Source organism: Sphingobacterium tabacisoli (genome assembly GCF_017908035.1).
Lineage (GTDB): Bacteria > Bacteroidota > Bacteroidia > Sphingobacteriales > Sphingobacteriaceae > Sphingobacterium > Sphingobacterium tabacisoli.
The window spans coordinates 331,382-348,056 of the sequence record NZ_JAEQMU010000004.1 but is presented as its reverse complement, the minus strand read 5'-3'; the positions used below and the strand labels follow the sequence as shown (position 1 = coordinate 348,056).

Below are 16,675 nucleotides of genomic sequence, written 5' to 3'. Positions count from 1 at the left end.
GGATTTTTTATTGTATAATCTAAGATAGATTATTTTTTTCCGTCGTTTTTCTTTGCAGTTACTTCGTTACGGATGTCTTGTGCTAAAGTCTTAATGTCTTGTAAGCCTTTACGTACGCGAGTACCTGCAGCAGAGTTACCATTGTTGAAGAATTTTTCAGCATCAGCTTCGATTGAAGCAACTAGTTCTTTTAATTTAGTGTAGTTTTCCATTTTAATTAATATAATTTAGTTTCTAAATATTTGCACTAAGATGTAATAAATATACAAAAACAACAAATACAAAAGTAATTAAATCCTATTTTTTTGTCGAAAAAAACAATTTGATAGCGATTATTCTACAATTGTAAGTTCGTCTATGATATTTTTTGCACCGGCGAATTTATCAATGACAAACAGGACATATCTGATGTCTACCGAAATAGTCCGTTGTAGTTTAGGGTCAAAGATCACGTCGCCAGCCATGGCTTCAATATTACCATCAAAAGCCAAGCCAATTAATTCACCTTTTGCATTTAATACTGGAGAACCTGAGTTTCCACCTGTAATATCTTGGTCACTTAGGAAGTTTACAGGCATATAACCATCTTTATCAGCATAGCGGCCATAGTCTTTTTGTTCGTACAAATCGATGAGTCTTTTTGGCAAATCAAACTCTTCATCATTTGGCTTGTATTTCGCTATCGTGCCTTTTAAAGTGGTGTAATTGTTTACTTTAGCGTCGTTGCGAGGGTCGCTAGGAAGTGCTCTGATCGTACCGTAAGTAAGGCGTAAGGTGCTATTTGCATCTGGATAGTACTTGCCTTTTGGATTCATTTCTAAGAAACCTGCAATATATTTGCGGAAAGCTGCTTGAAAATTATCTTCACGTTGCTCTTGTTCAGCTGTACGCTCTCTGTATTTAGTCATTAAAGCGTCCGATATTTTGAATAACGGGTCTTGGCTGATGACAGAAGCGGAAGGGTTGTCCAAGAATGCTTCTAGTTTTGACTGTGAACCGAAAACGCTATTCTCGAATGCAGATTTTATGGTCGCAGTGAAGTTACTATTGTTTTGTTTTGCTAATTCGGCGATATACGGTGCAATCTGTCCAGCTTTTGCGCTGTAGAGATTCAACTCGTCTGCTAATACGTCTATTTCTAGTGGAATGTAAGCCTTTTCGTAAGTTTCTTGGATACCAGCTTCAAAGCGTGGACGCATTTGCTTGCGTGCGGCCTCATTCGCTTCAGCATATTGTTTTAATGCACTACCGATGCTATAAGGAAACGAAGCAAACGTAGATGAACGAATCATACCAGTTAGGTAGTTGTCATGGCGTGCTTTTTCGTTGGTAGCAGTGTAGTAGTCGTTGATTGTTTTGATAACATCACCGTACTTTTCTTTGTTTTCTTTTTTATTGGCCCACTTTTCAAAGTTGCTTTCCAACGTGCGTTTGGCATTGGCAGTATTGTGTTTAGACAAAGCATCGATCATACCTTGACGGTTTTTCCAATAGTTGGCAACACCTGAGTATTGAGAAGCGTAGTTGATATTTACAGCTTGGTCTTTTTCCATGTGTCTTTTCATGGCATCCATACCTGTTTTGGAAGCTTCTACCCAAGCAGGGTATGCGTATTTGACATTTTGGTCAATTCCGGCAGCTGGCATCCAGCGATTGGTACGGCCAGGGTATCCTAAAATCATAGAGAAGTCACCTTCTTTAATACCTTTTAGACTGATCGGTAAATGGTATTTAGGCTTCAACGGTACGTTTTCTTTGGAGTAAGGAGCTGGATTTCCGTCTTTATCTGCATAGACTCTGAAAACGGAGAAATCGCCAGTGTGACGCGGCCACTCCCAGTTGTCAGTGTCACCACCGAATTTACCAATACTGTTTGGAGGTGTACCTACTAGACGTACATCTTCGTAGTCTTGATAGACAAAGTAGTAATATTCGTTACCGTTATAAAATGATTTGACGGAAACGATGTATTTACCGTTTTCGCTGTTTTCTTTTTCAATCTTAGCAATCTCTTGGTTGATGATTTTTTGTCTTTCTTTTTCAGACATCTTATCATTTACTAAGCTTAAGATACGTTTTGAAACATCGTCCATACGTACAAAGAAGCGAACCGAAAGAGATTTTGGTTTCAACTCTTCGCTGTGGTTTTTTGCCCAGAAACCATTGGTCAGGTAATCATGCTCTGGAGAGGATAATTCTGCAATGGCACCGTATCCACAGTGGTGGTTGGTCATAACAAGGCCTGAACCAGATACGATTTCGGCTGTACAACCTCCAGCAAACTGTACAATAGCATCTTTTAAGCTGGAATTGTTGATACTGTAAATTTCTTCGGCGGTCAGTTTAAGACCTTTTTTCTGCATGTCAGCTTCGTTCAGACGCTTTAAATGCATGAGGAACCACATTCCCTCATCTGCCATGGTCGTCAAGGTGACTGCACATAGCACTAATAACGATACTATTTTCTTCATTCTAATTATTTTTTCTAAAACAAAATTGCTTTAAATCGCTGGCAAAACAAAATTTTGAAAAATAAAATTTGGAAGTCATATCTGTTTGCATTCTCCCGTCTTATGACTTACATCTAATATCTTTTTCATTATCTTTGTAAGATGCAGGTATCGTTCGAAGATTTTAAACTCAATAAGCAAATACTAGACGCAATCGCGGAGGCAGGTTATAAAGAGCCTACGGAGATTCAGCAGAAGGCTATCACGCCAATTCTAGCTGGACAGGATGTGATGGGAATAGCGCAGACAGGGACAGGTAAAACAGCCGCTTTTGTGCTGCCGTTATTAATGAAGTTGAAGTATGCGCAGGGTATGGACCCTAGGGCCTTAATACTGAGCCCGACTCGCGAGCTGGCTATGCAGATAGAGGAGCATATACGCCTCTTCTCCACTAATCTGGACCTTCGTACGGTACTTTTGTATGGTGGCTTGGGACCGAAGACCCAAAAGGAACAACTGGAGAAAGGCTGTGACATTATAGTCGCAACTCCTGGTCGTTTTCTGGATTTATATCTGGAAGGATATATCAATATGAAATCGTTGAAGTTTTTGGTGATGGATGAAGCGGATAAGATGATGGATATGGGCTTCATCAGCAAGATACACCGTGTGTTGGAGGTTGTCCCTCGCAAACGCCAAAACCTTTTGTTCTCGGCAACGATGAGTGAGCTCGTGCGTAAGATTGCTGGCGATTTCTTGGCATTCCCGACTGTAATTGAAGTTACGGAGCAGGCTACACCGGCCAAGACAGTCTCGCAGACGTTGTACCGGGTGCCTAACCTGAAGACTAAGATCAATCTGTTACAGCACCTATTTAAAGATGACGAAGCATTCCATCGGGTTATCGTTTTTTGTAAGACGAAGGAGGTGGCTGATAATGTATTTGGCTTCTTGGACCGTAAGTATGGTGAAGATAATGTGCGTGTCATTCATGCGAATAAAGGACAGAATACGCGAATAAACTCTATCAATGCATTTAAGTCGGGTGAGATTCGGTTTTTGGTGGCTACGGATGTGGCCGCTAGAGGACTGGATGTCTCTAACGTAAGTCATGTGATAAATTTTGATGTACCTATCGTTATTGAAGACTATGTACACCGAATAGGACGTACAGGAAGGGCCTTCAATAAAGGAGATGCGATTACTTTTGCAAACCCTGCAGAAGAATATTATGTGGAAAAGATTGAAAAGCTAATCCGTCAATCTATCCCGGTTTCTGAACTGCCTGAGGACGTCTTTGTGGAGAAAACTCCATTCGACGAACGACAAACTATAGCTCGGGAAATCGATAATCAAAAGAAGAAAGACAATCCTGATTTTAAAGGGGCTTTTCATGAGAAAAAGTTTGTTATTAAACAAAAGGAAGCGCTAAAGTCTGGGTTCAAGCCGAAAAAAACAACAGCTAAATCTTCTGGAGTAAAAAAGAAGGGCAAAAAGTTTAAAAATAGTTAATCTGTGAAGCTGACACCCCTAAATATTACTTTGGCCTGTATCTTGGTATGGGTGGTCTCTGAATGGGGGAGTGGAGAGGAAAAGATCATGTCTTGGGGCTGGTTGCTGTTGTTAACTATATTCTTGGCGTTGATAGATTTGGGCTTTCGCTTGTTCTTTAAAGATTTAAAGCGAATTTGGTTTCTACAGATTGGTTTTATACTGCTTGTAGGTATATTGATGGTTATATTGAAAATGCAATAAGGAGACCGAAAGGTTTTTATAATATCGATAATCAGTAGAGATACTATTTATGAGGATTCTCTGCGGGTATTAAAAATTAAATAATAGAATGAAAAAAGCAGAAATAAAATTGAACGTCGAGTTAGACGAAAATAATGTTCCAGAAGTAATTCAATGGTCTTCTACGGATGGAGAGACTTCAGATACGTTGCCCGCTAAAGCAATGTTTTTATCATTGTGGGATGCACAGTATAAAAACTCTCTACGCATTGACTTATGGACGAAAGATATGCCGTATGATGAGATGAAGCGCTTTTTTTATGAAACGATGCAAACGATGGGTGATTCTTTTTTAAGAGCATCTGGTGGCGATCCAATGGCAGAAAAAGTAATCGGTGACCTTCGTGATTATTGTGCACACTTTGCCGATAAGATGGAAGTTTTGGAAGGAGAGGGCTAATATGAATTATTTCTTAGTAAAATCAGAACCCTTTAAATATAGCTGGGAGCAGTTTAATAAAGATGGACAGACATTCTGGGATGGCGTACGTAATTACCAAGCCCGGAATAACATGAAGGCCATGAAGGTCGGAGATTTGGTCCTTTTCTATCACAGTAATGAAGGTAAAGAAGTGGTTGGCGTAGCTAAGGTCGTCAATGAATATTATCAGGATCCTACTACGGAAGACCCTAAATGGGTAGTGGTAGACCTTGCTCCGGTAGAGACTTTAAAAAAGCCGGTTACACTGGAAATGGTAAAAGCCGATGAGTTTCTGCAAAATATTGCGCTGGTAAAACAAGGGCGTCTGTCGGTGATGCCACTCAAGCAAGAAGAATTTGACCGTATCCTAGAGTTGGGGAATGGGTAACTCTATTCATAAAGAGAAAAGGTTCAGTTTATCAAACTGAACCTTTTCTCTTTAATGACTTTTTGCATGGTTTATAAGCTTCTTTAAGCTTTTGGAATCTTTCATTTCCATTTTTCCAGCAAGAATCAAACGTAATTCCCGACGTTGTAATGCTTCGTCGTACAAGTGGATTTCTTCTTCCGTTTCTGGGATAAGGTCCGCAACTCTTTTGGGTTTGGTATTTTCATCAACTGCTACAAAAGTATAATAAGCTTCATTGCTCTTAACTTTTGTCCCTTCGGGAAGATTGTGTGCAAATATCTCCATCCGGACTTCCATAGAAGAGTTGAAAGCGCGTGAAACTTTGGCCTGAATAGTAACTACCTCGCCCAATTTAATCGACCTTTTGAACGAAACATTATCTACAGATACAGTTACTACAGGACTATTGGAGTGCTTTTGGGCTGCCATAGCAGAACAAATATCCATCCAGTATAATAGTCTGCCCCCCATTAGATTACCAAAGGTATTGGTGTCGTTTGGTAAAACCAATTCGTTCATTTCGGTGTACGAATCTTTTGCTTTTTTCCCTTCCATCTATCTGTTATGTTGTTTTAGTTGTTCGTCAATTTTTTGCAAAGATACTACAAAAGGAGTAGGTGTAAAGCCTAAAACAGTCTGTGCTTTGTCAAGAACAAAGCCTGTTCTAGCTGGACGGTTTTGATCCTGTCCAATATCCTTGGCTGTGATGGAGCTAATCAAGGATTTGTCGAGGTGCCAATAGTCAGCGACTTTGTGTACTACTTCTTCTATACTATATAGCTCTGAACCAGATATATGAAATAGGCCTTGTGCTTCTTTCTTCATCGCTAAAAGGCAGGCTTGAGCAAGGTCATCGACCCAAGTGGGCATACGCCATTGGTCGCGAACGACACGGATAGAATTGCCTTCTTCCAGTTGTTTTTTTGCCCATAATACGAGGTTGCCACGCGTAGAGTCAGCGATACAACCGTATACCAGGATAGTTCTTAGTATGGCTATTTTGCCATCCAATGGCAGGAGAGACTGTTCTGCTCTTACTTTGCTCTGTCCGTAAGCATTGACTGGAGCGGTGCGGTCTTCCTCTTTATAGGGGCCTTGTAGCCCATCGAATACGAAATCTGTAGATAAGAATGTCAAATGCACATTTTGGGAGAAAGCGTATTCTCCTAAAAATGTGGTTAGGTCTACATTGATTTTTTGTGCCATATCCGGATTGTCTACACAAGACTCGACACTGCTCAGCGCTGCGGTGTGTAAAATATGGGTAGGGCGAAATGTTACAAGTAAGTTGTTAAGAGCTTCTAGATCTATTAGGTCACATTGCCTAAAAGAAGAGGAGGGAAGGTCTTTATTTCTATTGGCTGTCTTAGATACGCCTAAGAGTTCGCTCTCTATTTGGGCATGTTGCCAAAGCTCGCAGAACTTTTGAGCAACGAAGCCATTGGAACCGGTAATAAATATACGCATACGGTTAATTTGTCCAGGTAAAATCCATTTTTTGTTGTTGCATTGACTTGTCAATGACCTTTACTTCTAATTGAAGAATGCTCTTTAAAACCGTATAGTCAATTTTTTCGGCATCATCTCCTGTTTTATGGTAATCTTCATGTCCACCGGTATGGAAAAATAGGACAGGGATGTTCTTTTTATAGAAAGAGGTTTGGTCGGAACCACCATTGCCATCTTTGCTTAGATTGAATTTGATATCACTTTGTATACCTTCAAAGATTGCGGGAAACTGTGGACTAGTACCGTAACCGATAACGGCTAACCCATTGGCTGGATTGTAGCGGCCAATCATATCCATATTAAGCATCCAGTGTATCTCGGATAGTGGGACTGTGGGATTCTCAGTCCAGTGTTTTGAACCTAGTAACCCAAGCTCTTCAGCGCTGAATGCAATAAAGAGGATGTTGAACTGTTCTTTGATGCCATTACTAGAATAATGTCTGGCAAGCTCAAGTAAGCCGGCTACACCAGAAGCATTGTCATCGGCACCATTGTGTATCTTGCCGATATTGTCAGGGTCTTTTGATCCGCCGAAGTCACCTAGTCCCAAATGGTCATAGTGCGCACCGATCACAACAGTGTAGGGAGCGCCATTGTCTAAAAAACCAATGATGTTTTCTGCTCGGCGTAAGCTGTCAGGGACAATAACGCGGCTGACTTTGGCCGTGAAAGATTGGCGATAGCCTTTATTTCCTTTTGGGGATAGTTTATATTTTTTGAATTCTTTTTCGATGTAGTTGGCTGATTTCTTGAGTTCTTTGCTACCTGTTGCCCTGCCTTTCATTTTATCTGAAGAAAGGTAATAGATGTGTTTTTTTAAGTTGTCTATGTTGATTTCTTGAGCAGTAGAGAGAAAAATGGATAGACTGAATATTGATAGGAAAAGGATTTTGAGTCGTTTCATATACATGTGGATGAAGGTGTTATTGATTACAAAAATAGTATATAATGAATAAGAGCGGAAATATTCCGCTCTTATCATATTTTTTAATCTTCTAGTATTTCGCTGTGTACGCTGTCTTCTTCTTTGTGCTCTTCTTTGAAATAGCGTTTCTGGAAGATTAAGATTAAGAATACACCAACGGAGATAGCCGAATCCGCGATATTGAATACAGGCCGGAAGAATAAGAAGTGTTCACCTCCCCATATTGGTAGCCAATCGGGAAAGTTTCCTTCGATTAAAGGGAAATAAAGCATGTCAACTACTTTTCCATGTAGAAAAGAGGCATAGCCCCCTCCTTCAGGAAAAAGAACTGCTTTTTCATAAAATGTACTTTCACTAAATATTAAGCCATAGAATGCCGAGTCGATGATATTGCCCAGTGCGCCCGCAAAGATGAGGGCTACGTTCAATATAAAGCCTCGGTTATATTTGTTCTTGACCATATAATAAAGTCCATAGCCAATTCCTGATACCGCAATTATTCGAAATACACTTAAGAATAATTTGCCATATTCTCCGCCAAATTCCATGCCGTAGGCCATTCCTGGGTTTTCGATAAAGTGAATCAAAAACTTATCGCCAAGAATTTTGAAATCTTGACCAATAGTCATATTCAGCTTAATCCAAAACTTGGAGATTTGGTCTATTAATAAAACGATGATAATTAGCGTAATAGGTCTTGTATAGCCTTTCATAGTGAATTCATAAAATAGCCTTTGCGCAAGAAGTGGCAAAGGCTATTTGTATTTTGTTTAGTATTGTTTGTTCTTGGCTTCGATGCTCAATGTAGTATGTGGAACTGCTTTAAGGCGCTCCTTTTGAATCAATTTACCAGTCTCCCGGCAGACTCCATACGTTTTGTTTTCGATGCGGACCAAAGCTGCTTCTAAGTTATCAATAAACTTCTTTTGACGTGCTGCCAATTGGTTTGTCTGTTCTTTTTCCAATGTTGCAGAACCATCTTCTAGTGTCTTGTAGGTACCAGCTGTGTCATCCGTTCCGTTGGCATTTCCTCCACTCAAAGTCTTTGTTAAGGCTAGGAGCTCTTCCTTCGCAATTCTTAACTTGTCCATTATAATGGCTTTGAATTCTAATAATTCAGCGTCACTATAGCGGGTTTTTTCTGTGTTTTCTCCCATAGTTTAATTTTTTTCAATTAATACCTCAAGTTTATTATCATTGATTTCTATGCTTTCTCCTCCTATTACCTCTTGTTCAAAAATCAATGAATCAGCTAATATTTCCGTGCAAATATACGATAAATTATTCTTGGCAGCTTGTTCAATTTCATTATTTTGTGTCAACTGAACTCGTATTCTGTCAGTTACCTCAAATCCTTTTTCTTTGCGTAGATTCTGTATGCGGTTTATCAGTTCGCGCGCGATTCCTTCTTGTTTTAGCTCGTCGCTGATTTGTATATCTAAAGCTACGGTAAGGTTGCCTAGATTGGCTACTTGCCATCCCGCTACGTCTTCTGCGATAATCTCTACATCTTCTAAGCCGATGCTATAAGGTGTGCCTTCTAGCTCAAGGGTTCCCGCTTTTTCTAACTGACTGATCTGCTCTAGTGTGAAAGCTTGAATTGCCGCGCTCACGGTCTTCATGTCTTTGCCGACTTTGGCACCTAGGGCCTTGAAGTTAGGTTTTATCTTTTTCTTGATAAGACCAGCGGTGTCTGTAATGAATTCGATATTCTTAATGTTGGTCTCCGATAGAATCAAATCTTTTACTTTTTCGACTTTTGTCTGGAAAGCAGCATCCAATACAGGGATCAAAATTTTGCTCAAAGGCTGACGTACATTGATTGCCGTTTTCTTACGTAGAGATAGTGTCAATGACGAAATATCCTGTGCTAGACCCATGCGCTCTTCTAGCTCTTTGTCTACCAGGTCAGCTTGGTAAACAGGGAAGTCGGCTAGATGTACAGATTCGAAGGTCTGTTTTTTTGTAGCTTGGTTCAAGTCAAGATAAAGCTGATCTGCAAAGAATGGAGATATCGGAGACATCAATTTAGCAATGGTGTCCAAACAGGTGTACAATGTTTGGTAGGCTGAGATTTTGTCTTCCGTATAATCTCCTTTCCAGAAGCGACGGCGGCATAACCTTACATACCAGTTGCTCAAATGTTCGTCTACAAAGTTCTGTATAGCGCGTGCTGCTTTTGTAGGCTCGTAATCGCTATAGCATTCATCAACTTCCTTGGTAAGGGTATTCAGTAAGGATAATATCCATCTATCGATCTCTGGTCTGTTGGCTAACGCAATTTCGGGTTCAGCGTAGCTGAAGTTGTCGATATTGGCATAAAGCGCAAAGAACGCATAGGTGTTATATAGTGTTCCGAAGAATTTACGACGTACCTCGTCTAAGCCTTCTTCGTTGAATTTTAAATTATCCCAAGGGGCTGCATTGCTGATCATATACCAGCGGGTGGCATCAGCACTGTACTTTTCTATCGTTGCAAATGGGTCTACTCCGTTGCCTAGACGCTTAGACATTTTGTTACCGTTTTTATCCAGTACAAGTCCATTTGAAACCACGTTTTTGAAGGCTACAGAACCCGTAACCATAGTCGAGATAGCGTGTAATGTGAAGAACCATCCGCGGGTTTGGTCAACACCTTCGGCGATGAAGTCTGCAGGAAACGCATTGTTATATTCATTTTTGAATGGTAATGCATCGCCATTTGCAAGCTTGTCATAGTCTAGTCCCCATTGTGCATAAGGCATAGCTCCAGAGTCAAACCATACGTCGATAAGGTCTGGCTCGCGGAATAGTTTCTGCCCGGCATCGGATACTAATACAACATGGTCTACGTACGGACGGTGAAGGTCTAGTTTCTCTGTTCCGAATTTGGCTAAGTATTCGCTGTTGATTTCCTTTTCGGCATCGCTCAAAACATCAGATGTAAGTGAAGCTTCTAGGTAGGATTTCAACTCGGACATAGAGCCGATACAGATTTCTTCGTTTTCATCTTCCGAACGCCAGATAGGTAGGGGAGTACCCCAGTATCTAGAACGGGATAAGTTCCAGTCAACAAGGTTTTCTAACCAGTTTCCAAATCGTCCTGTACCTGTTGCTTCTGGTTTCCAGTTGATGGTTTTGTTCAAAGCAACCAATTGTTCTTTTACAGCAGTGGTTTTGATGAACCAGCTATCCAATGGATAGTATAATACAGGTTTGTCTGTACGCCAGCAATGTGGATAGGTGTGTTCGTATTTTTTGACATCAAATGCTTTGTTGTCTTCTTTTAATTTGATGGCAATGAGTACATCGGTTGGGCGGAAATCTTTGTCCGCACGTTCTTCAGCACTGTAATATTCTTCTTTTACAAAACGCCCGGCAAAGTCGCTGATTTCTTTGACGAAACGTCCTGTACGGTCTACAGTAGGCACATCTTTGCCATTCTCGTCTTTGACCAAGATAGCAGGGATACCATTTTCTTTGGATACTCTAAAGTCATCCGCACCGTAAGTCGGCGCAGCATGCACGATACCTGTACCATCTTCGGTCGTTACAAAATCACCTGGAATCACTCGGAAAGCATTTTCTAACAACTCTTCGGATGTAATGTAAGGTAGCAACTGGTGATATCTCAGGTCCACTAACTCTGCTCCTTTGAATTCGGCTGCTTTTTCCCAAGGGACGATTTTGTCTCCTGTTTTATAATCTTGGAAAGAAGCATTTTCGCCTTCAGCTTTGAAGTGTTTACTGATTAGGTTTTTGGCCAAGATAACAGAAACAGGCTCGCCAGTATACTGGTTGAACGTTTTGATTTTGACGTAGTCAATGTTTTTGCCAACTACAAGTGCCGTGTTGCTTGGTAGGGTCCAAGGGGTAGTCGTCCAAGCGATGAAAGCTACATCTTCTTCAGGTGTCTCTACCAACGTATTTACCATAGGGTGTAGTTGCTTTTTGTCTAAGCGAAACTCCGCAACGATGGTGGTGTCCTTGACATCTTTGTACGTACCTGGTTGATTGAGCTCATGGGAGCTCAACCCTGTACCTGCAGCAGGCGAGTAAGGTTGTATGGTGTAGCCCTTGTATAGAAGGCCTTTTTTGTATAGGTCTTTCAATAAGAACCATAAGGTCTCTATGTACTCATTTTCATAAGTGATATAAGGATTCTCTAGATCTACCCAGTATCCCATTTTTTCGGTAAGGTCGTTCCAGAGGTCGGTGTATTTCATCACCTCTTTGCGACACGCATCGTTATAGGCCTCGACAGAGATCTTAACTCCGATATCTTCTTTGGTGATACCCAAGGATTTTTCGACAGCGAGTTCGATTGGTAGACCGTGGGTATCCCAGCCTCCCTTACGTTTTACCTGAAATCCCTTTAAGGTTTTGTAACGGCAAAAAATATCTTTAATAGCACGCGCCATCACATGGTGGATACCAGGGGTACCATTTGCAGAAGGAGGACCTTCATAGAAAGTGTAGGGCTTGCTCGCTGGACGGTTTGAAATACTTTTTTCAAATATATTTTCTGTTTCCCAACGTTTTAATACTTCTTTGCCGATTTCCGGTAAATTTAACTGCTTATATTCCTTGTACATCACGTATTTGTAAATCAATTTTTAAAGGTGGCTAATTTAATGAATATTAAGGAAAGGTAAAAGTTAGAAACGGATAATATTGAGCTCGCTTTTTATAGACGGGAAATTAGAGCTTTAAGGCCCTTTTTGAGCGATTAGATAGAGAAGGGAGGTGAAAAGCTGTCTTAGTTATCTATTTTTAGAGATACCTGAAGACAGCTTTTATTCTTTTTAAGCGGAGAAACTAGATCCGCATCCACAAGTGCTTGTGGCATTCGGGTTGTTAAATGTAAAGCCTCTTGCGTCCAAACCATTCTTGAAATCAATCTCCATCCCTGCAAGATACATTCCATGAGCTTTGTTCATGAATACACGGAGACCTTCGATCTCGTATTCCGAATCGCCATCTTTCTTTTGGTCGAAGCCAAGGATATAGTTCATGCCAGAACAACCTCCACCTTCAACACCAATGCGAAGACCGTAGTCAGCACTTATCTCTTGTTGGCTTATTAATTTTCTTAATTCCGTAACAGCGCCTTCCGTCATTTTTACGGGTGCTGTGCCTGTTGTATGTTCGATACTCATTTTCTTACCTTTCCCTATTGTTGATAGTTAAACAAAAATACATATTTTTAGCCGAAATAAACATGCTGTGTTTTTTTTGACACTATATAAACAAGACTTGATAATGGAGTATATTGATTTTTTTAAACAACTTTTCGTTTTAGCTTTTGGCGTATTTATAGCTTTGGTATTAGCATTTTACATTATCTGGCCCAAAATAGAGGGGCATTTTCTGAAGATGGGTAATATCAACCAAAACAAAGAACTCCTTAAGGACCGGTTGCAGTTACGTTTTGCAGCTTATGAACGGTTGTTGTTGTTTGTTCATCGGGTGTCGCCAGAGCAGCTTATGCTCAGACATCACGGACAGGGAATTTCGCTCCATCAGTTTAAGCAGGCTATACTGGCAGATATCGAATCTGAATTTCAGCACAATTTTACACAACAACTGTATGTGTCAGACTTAGCTTGGACTATTGTGCGGGATTTGAAGGATAATACGTTGGATTTGATGCGCAATGCAAATAAAGGTATGCGAGCAGATGATTCAGTTGATAGTTATATAGAGGTCGTTTTAAAACATATGAAAGCGCTTGATGTGAATCCCTATGAAGCTGCTCAGGTGTTACTTAAGAAGGAACTTGCTGTCTAGAGTACGTGTGATGCCTGATAAAGATAAGATGTCTTTGATTGATAATTGTTTAATGTAAGATTTGTTTTTTAAAAGATACATTAAAGAATTCCTTTAAAAGCTAAGATAATCGTATATTTGCGGCAAAATAATTTATTCTCAACACCCCAATAATAATTACACAAGAATGGAAAGAGATCAAGCTATCTTTAATCTAATCGCAGATGAGCTAAAACGCCAGGAAGAAGGCATTGAATTAATCGCATCAGAAAACTTCGTGAGCAAACAAGTAATGGAAGCAGCAGGTTCTGTATTGACCAATAAATACGCTGAAGGACTTCCAGGAAAACGTTATTATGGCGGATGCGAAGTTGTCGATGAAATAGAGACAATCGCTATCGAACGTGCTAAAAAGCTTTTTGGTGCAGAATGGGTTAACGTGCAACCGCACTCTGGCGCACAGGCGAATGCAGCTGTCTTTTTGGCTACAATAAAACCTGGAGATAAAATCCTAGGTCTTGATCTTTCTCATGGCGGTCACTTGACGCATGGTTCTCCTGCCAATCTTTCTGGAAAAATCTACCAGCCTTTATTCTATGGTGTAAAAGAGGATACAGGCTTAATCGATTACGAACAACTAGAAGAGACTGCACTACGTGAGAAACCAAAGATGATTATTTGTGGTGCTTCTGCATATTCACGTGATTGGGATTATGCACGTATGCGTAAAGTTGCAGATGAGGTAGGAGCCTTATTATTGGCTGATATCTCTCACCCGGCAGGATTGATTGCTAAAGGATTATTGAATGATCCTCTTCCTCACTGTCATATCGTGACTACGACTACGCACAAAACATTGCGTGGACCTCGTGGTGGTATGATCATGGTAGGTAAGGATTTTGAAAACACTTGGGGTGCGAAGACTCCTAAAGGAGAGACTCGTACAATCACACAATTGTTGGATTTGGCGGTATTCCCAGGTACGCAAGGTGGTCCTTTGGAGCACACTATCGCGGCTAAAGCTGTAGCTTATGGTGAAGCATTGAGCGATGATTATTTAGCTTATGTGAAGCAAGTACAGAGCAATGCTCAGGCTTTGGCCAAATTCTTCGTGGATCGCGATTACAAGATTATCTCAGGAGGAACAGATAATCACTTGATGTTAGTGGATTTACGTAATAAAGATATCTCAGGTAAGGAAGCAGAAGCTGTATTGGGATTAGCAGGTATAACTACCAACAAAAATATGGTTCCGTTTGATACACGTTCTCCTTTTGTTACTTCAGGTGTTCGTTTCGGTACAGCAGCGATTACCACTCGTGGGGTGAAAGAAGCAGAGATGGTTCAAATTGGTGAGTTGATCGATGAAGCATTGCAAAACCGTGCAAACGAAGCACAGTTGGCAAAAATCCATGATAAAGTGAAAGCTATGATGGCTCAGTTCCCACTATACAAGTAGGTAGGTGAATGAATAATATAGAAAGCTCCAGAAGAAATTTTGGAGCTTTTTTTGTTGAAATTGACTTTGGTTTGCTGGGGTGTACCGATTTGAAGGATAAGATAATTTGGAGTTCTGTATGTTCTCTCTGGTGGCTGTTCGTTGGACTGGCTTTGTGGTATAATTATTGCGTTTAAGAACTGTGAATTAATGTTAAAACTCGTGACGTAAATTTGAAACGTCATTTTTTTTCAGCTACTTTGGGGTAGATAACGATATTTAAAACAATTAAAAATAGATGCCTATCGAAACACGGTTACTCTAAAAAATTGAATTGCTTACATGCTCTATACTTAAAATATTAGGGGAATTATTATGAAACTATTGAAAAGCAAAACAGATCAAGAGTTAATCCGGGCCTATATCAATGGCGATGAGAGTGGATTGAAGGTGCTGATAGATCGTTACAAGACTAAGATATATACTTCTATTTTTGTTCGTGTCAAAGATGAGTTCTTGGCAGAGGACATTTTTCAAGAGACCTTTATCAAGGTCATCAATACTATTAAAACAGGACGCTATAATGAGGAGGGAAAGTTTTTACCTTGGGTGATTCGTATTGCCCATAATATGGTGATTGACCATTTTAGAAAGGAAAAACGAGGACCTACTGTGATTAATGGCGATGGCTACGATATTTTTGAAGTGCTCAACTTTGCTGATGACGATGCTGAAAGTAAGTTGGTGCGGAGTCAGGTCGATGTGGATTTAAAGAAACTTATACAGTTGCTACCTGATGACCAAAAAGAGGTATTGATTATGCGGCATTTTTGTGATATGAGCTTTAAAGATATTGCGGAGATCACGGAAGTGAGTATCAACACAGCATTGGGACGTATGCGGTATGCCTTGAGTAATCTCCGTAAAATGATTGAAGATCATAATATGACCTTCCAGTTTAATTAGATTCCATTTTAAATTTAAGAATATTCAAATGGACTTTTGGTTTTACCAAGAGTCCATTTTGCTTATTGCTTCATGCTACTAGCCATTAATGGCCGGTAAGATGTTTTCAGAATTTATGACGGTTAGATGAAGCTATATGTCTCATTTGTTGTCAAAATGACAGAAAATTTGCGTTTATTTGTTGTGGCATGACCTTTGAAATTGGTTTTTGTGTAATTAAGAATAGATAAAAAAACAAGAAAAAAAAAGATATGGGAATTTGGATTTTATTGATTGTTATTGGGATCATTAGTATGATTGTCCAAACAAGATTTAAAAATAAGTTTAAAAAGTATTCTGAAATGCCTTTAACCTCTGGGTTATCGGGTGCAGAGATAGCGCAGAAGATGTTGCATGATAATAATATTTATGATGTAAATATTGTATCAGTGGAGGGGCAGCTTACGGATCACTATAATCCTAGCGATCGAACTGTAAACTTGAGCCCTGAGGTATACCATGGGCGTAGCGTTGCTGCTGCTGCGGTGGCCGCGCACGAATGTGGACACGCTGTACAACATGCGACAGCCTATTCCTGGTTGCAGTTTCGGTCATCTATGGTGCCGATTGTAAACTTTTCTTCGAAGATTGTCTCTTTCACGTTGATGATAGGTGTGATGTTGGCTATTTTTTCAAAGAGCTTTTTATTATTGCAAATAGGTGTTGCAGCGTTAGCAGTCACTACAGTGTTTAGTTTTATCACTTTGCCTGTTGAGTTTGATGCATCGAAAAGGGCTTTAGCTTGGTTGGATCGGGCTAATGTAACACATAGTCAGGAAGAACATGACGGGGCAAAAGATGCCTTGAAATGGGCTGCAATGACCTATGTAATCGCAGCATTGTCTGCACTGGTTACGCTCTTATATTATGCGTCTATCCTATTGGGAAGAAGAGATTAGTACTAACTCATCTATAAAGAATTAATAAGGAAAAGCCGAAGCAATATTGTTTCGGCTTTTTTGTGGAATAGATGCAT

The 16,675-nt window shown here is 40.1% G+C and carries 17 protein-coding genes; 8 read left to right on the top strand and 9 right to left on the bottom strand.

Annotation, left to right across the window (positions count from 1 at the left end):
* Positions 1–29 precede the first annotated feature (29 nt).
* Together JKG64_RS15850 and JKG64_RS15845 are read right to left on the bottom strand one after the other, a co-directional pair.
* The gene (locus JKG64_RS15850; protein WP_021068808.1) at positions 30–212 is read right to left on the bottom strand and encodes a hypothetical protein; all 183 of its coding nucleotides are present in this window, start codon (positions 210–212) and stop codon (positions 30–32) included.
* Between the two features lie 120 nt (positions 213–332).
* On the bottom strand, positions 333–2,471 hold the full coding sequence (locus JKG64_RS15845; protein WP_210355276.1) for a S46 family peptidase: 2,139 nt from the start codon (positions 2,469–2,471) through the stop codon (positions 333–335).
* Between the two features lie 141 nt (positions 2,472–2,612).
* Here JKG64_RS15845 and JKG64_RS15840 point away from each other — a divergent pair, with 141 nt between their 5' ends.
* From JKG64_RS15840 to JKG64_RS15825, 4 genes are all read left to right on the top strand, one after another.
* Positions 2,613–3,962, top strand: a complete 1,350-nt coding sequence (locus JKG64_RS15840) for a DEAD/DEAH box helicase (protein WP_210355275.1) — start codon at positions 2,613–2,615, stop codon at positions 3,960–3,962.
* 3 nt (positions 3,963–3,965) lie between these two features.
* Positions 3,966–4,205, top strand: a complete 240-nt coding sequence (locus JKG64_RS15835; RefSeq protein WP_210355274.1) for a hypothetical protein — start codon at positions 3,966–3,968, stop codon at positions 4,203–4,205.
* Between the two features lie 88 nt (positions 4,206–4,293).
* On the top strand, positions 4,294–4,644 hold the full coding sequence (gene gldC, locus JKG64_RS15830; RefSeq protein ID WP_133585367.1) for a gliding motility protein GldC: 351 nt from the start codon (positions 4,294–4,296) through the stop codon (positions 4,642–4,644).
* Between the two features lies 1 nt (position 4,645).
* Positions 4,646–5,053: an EVE domain-containing protein gene (locus tag JKG64_RS15825; protein ID WP_210355273.1), complete on the top strand. Its 408-nt coding sequence runs from the start codon at positions 4,646–4,648 to the stop codon at positions 5,051–5,053.
* A gap of 51 nt (positions 5,054–5,104) precedes the next feature.
* Here JKG64_RS15825 and JKG64_RS15820 read toward each other — a convergent pair whose 3' ends face one another.
* The 7 genes from JKG64_RS15820 to JKG64_RS15790 form a co-directional block, all read right to left on the bottom strand.
* Positions 5,105–5,629, bottom strand: coding sequence for an acyl-CoA thioesterase (locus JKG64_RS15820; protein ID WP_210355272.1), 525 nt, complete (start codon positions 5,627–5,629; stop codon positions 5,105–5,107).
* The gene (locus JKG64_RS15815; RefSeq protein WP_246512630.1) at positions 5,630–6,541 is read right to left on the bottom strand and encodes an SDR family oxidoreductase; all 912 of its coding nucleotides are present in this window, start codon (positions 6,539–6,541) and stop codon (positions 5,630–5,632) included.
* Between the two features lie 4 nt (positions 6,542–6,545).
* On the bottom strand, positions 6,546–7,487 hold the full coding sequence (locus tag JKG64_RS15810; protein ID WP_246512629.1) for a M20/M25/M40 family metallo-hydrolase: 942 nt from the start codon (positions 7,485–7,487) through the stop codon (positions 6,546–6,548).
* 83 nt (positions 7,488–7,570) lie between these two features.
* Positions 7,571–8,221 carry a lipoprotein signal peptidase gene (locus tag JKG64_RS15805; RefSeq protein WP_133585363.1) on the bottom strand — a complete coding sequence of 217 codons (651 nt, stop codon included), beginning with the start codon at positions 8,219–8,221 and terminating at the stop codon, positions 7,571–7,573.
* A gap of 57 nt (positions 8,222–8,278) precedes the next feature.
* A complete protein-coding gene (locus tag JKG64_RS15800) occupies positions 8,279–8,665 on the bottom strand; it encodes a TraR/DksA family transcriptional regulator (RefSeq protein ID WP_133585362.1) in 387 nt (128 codons plus the stop codon).
* A 3-nt stretch (positions 8,666–8,668) separates the two neighbouring features.
* The gene (ileS, locus tag JKG64_RS15795) at positions 8,669–12,082 is read right to left on the bottom strand and encodes an isoleucine--tRNA ligase (protein WP_210355270.1); all 3,414 of its coding nucleotides are present in this window, start codon (positions 12,080–12,082) and stop codon (positions 8,669–8,671) included.
* A 210-nt stretch (positions 12,083–12,292) separates the two neighbouring features.
* Positions 12,293–12,646: a HesB/IscA family protein gene (locus JKG64_RS15790; RefSeq protein WP_021068820.1), complete on the bottom strand. Its 354-nt coding sequence runs from the start codon at positions 12,644–12,646 to the stop codon at positions 12,293–12,295.
* Positions 12,647–12,749: 103 nt separating this feature from the next.
* Here JKG64_RS15790 and JKG64_RS15785 point away from each other — a divergent pair, with 103 nt between their 5' ends.
* The 4 genes from JKG64_RS15785 to JKG64_RS15770 all read left to right on the top strand — a co-directional run bounded on the left by JKG64_RS15785 (position 12,750) and on the right by JKG64_RS15770 (position 16,598).
* Positions 12,750–13,277, top strand: coding sequence for a DUF7935 family protein (locus JKG64_RS15785; protein WP_210355269.1), 528 nt, complete (start codon positions 12,750–12,752; stop codon positions 13,275–13,277).
* Between the two features lie 166 nt (positions 13,278–13,443).
* Positions 13,444–14,715 (top strand): serine hydroxymethyltransferase, encoded by a 1,272-nt coding sequence (locus tag JKG64_RS15780; RefSeq protein ID WP_133585358.1) that lies wholly within the window; start codon positions 13,444–13,446, stop codon positions 14,713–14,715.
* 354 nt (positions 14,716–15,069) lie between these two features.
* A complete protein-coding gene (locus JKG64_RS15775; protein WP_210355268.1) occupies positions 15,070–15,660 on the top strand; it encodes an RNA polymerase sigma factor in 591 nt (196 codons plus the stop codon).
* A 251-nt stretch (positions 15,661–15,911) separates the two neighbouring features.
* Positions 15,912–16,598 carry a zinc metallopeptidase gene (locus JKG64_RS15770; protein ID WP_210355267.1) on the top strand — a complete coding sequence of 229 codons (687 nt, stop codon included), beginning with the start codon at positions 15,912–15,914 and terminating at the stop codon, positions 16,596–16,598.
* Positions 16,599–16,675: the final 77 nt, after the last annotated feature.

What these genes read in the sequence shown, in the direction of transcription:
- JKG64_RS15850 (WP_021068808.1), bottom strand. Translation starts at nt 212, where the DNA reads ATGGAAAACTACACTAAATTAAAAGAACTAGTTGCTTCAATCGAAGCT.
- JKG64_RS15845 (WP_210355276.1), bottom strand. Translation starts at nt 2,471, where the DNA reads ATGAAGAAAATAGTATCGTTATTAGTGCTATGTGCAGTCACCTTGACG.
- JKG64_RS15840 (WP_210355275.1), top strand. Translation starts at nt 2,613, where the DNA reads ATGCAGGTATCGTTCGAAGATTTTAAACTCAATAAGCAAATACTAGAC.
- gldC (WP_133585367.1), top strand. Translation starts at nt 4,294, where the DNA reads ATGAAAAAAGCAGAAATAAAATTGAACGTCGAGTTAGACGAAAATAAT.
- JKG64_RS15825 (WP_210355273.1), top strand. Translation starts at nt 4,646, where the DNA reads ATGAATTATTTCTTAGTAAAATCAGAACCCTTTAAATATAGCTGGGAG.
- JKG64_RS15820 (WP_210355272.1), bottom strand. Translation starts at nt 5,629, where the DNA reads ATGGAAGGGAAAAAAGCAAAAGATTCGTACACCGAAATGAACGAATTG.
- JKG64_RS15815 (WP_246512630.1), bottom strand. Translation starts at nt 6,541, where the DNA reads ATGCGTATATTTATTACCGGTTCCAATGGCTTCGTTGCTCAAAAGTTC.
- JKG64_RS15810 (WP_246512629.1), bottom strand. Translation starts at nt 7,487, where the DNA reads ATGAAACGACTCAAAATCCTTTTCCTATCAATATTCAGTCTATCCATT.
- JKG64_RS15805 (WP_133585363.1), bottom strand. Translation starts at nt 8,221, where the DNA reads ATGAAAGGCTATACAAGACCTATTACGCTAATTATCATCGTTTTATTA.
- JKG64_RS15800 (WP_133585362.1), bottom strand. Translation starts at nt 8,665, where the DNA reads ATGGGAGAAAACACAGAAAAAACCCGCTATAGTGACGCTGAATTATTA.
- ileS (WP_210355270.1), bottom strand. Translation starts at nt 12,082, where the DNA reads ATGTACAAGGAATATAAGCAGTTAAATTTACCGGAAATCGGCAAAGAA.
- JKG64_RS15790 (WP_021068820.1), bottom strand. Translation starts at nt 12,646, where the DNA reads ATGAGTATCGAACATACAACAGGCACAGCACCCGTAAAAATGACGGAA.
- JKG64_RS15785 (WP_210355269.1), top strand. Translation starts at nt 12,750, where the DNA reads ATGGAGTATATTGATTTTTTTAAACAACTTTTCGTTTTAGCTTTTGGC.
- JKG64_RS15780 (WP_133585358.1), top strand. Translation starts at nt 13,444, where the DNA reads ATGGAAAGAGATCAAGCTATCTTTAATCTAATCGCAGATGAGCTAAAA.
- JKG64_RS15775 (WP_210355268.1), top strand. Translation starts at nt 15,070, where the DNA reads ATGAAACTATTGAAAAGCAAAACAGATCAAGAGTTAATCCGGGCCTAT.
- JKG64_RS15770 (WP_210355267.1), top strand. Translation starts at nt 15,912, where the DNA reads ATGGGAATTTGGATTTTATTGATTGTTATTGGGATCATTAGTATGATT.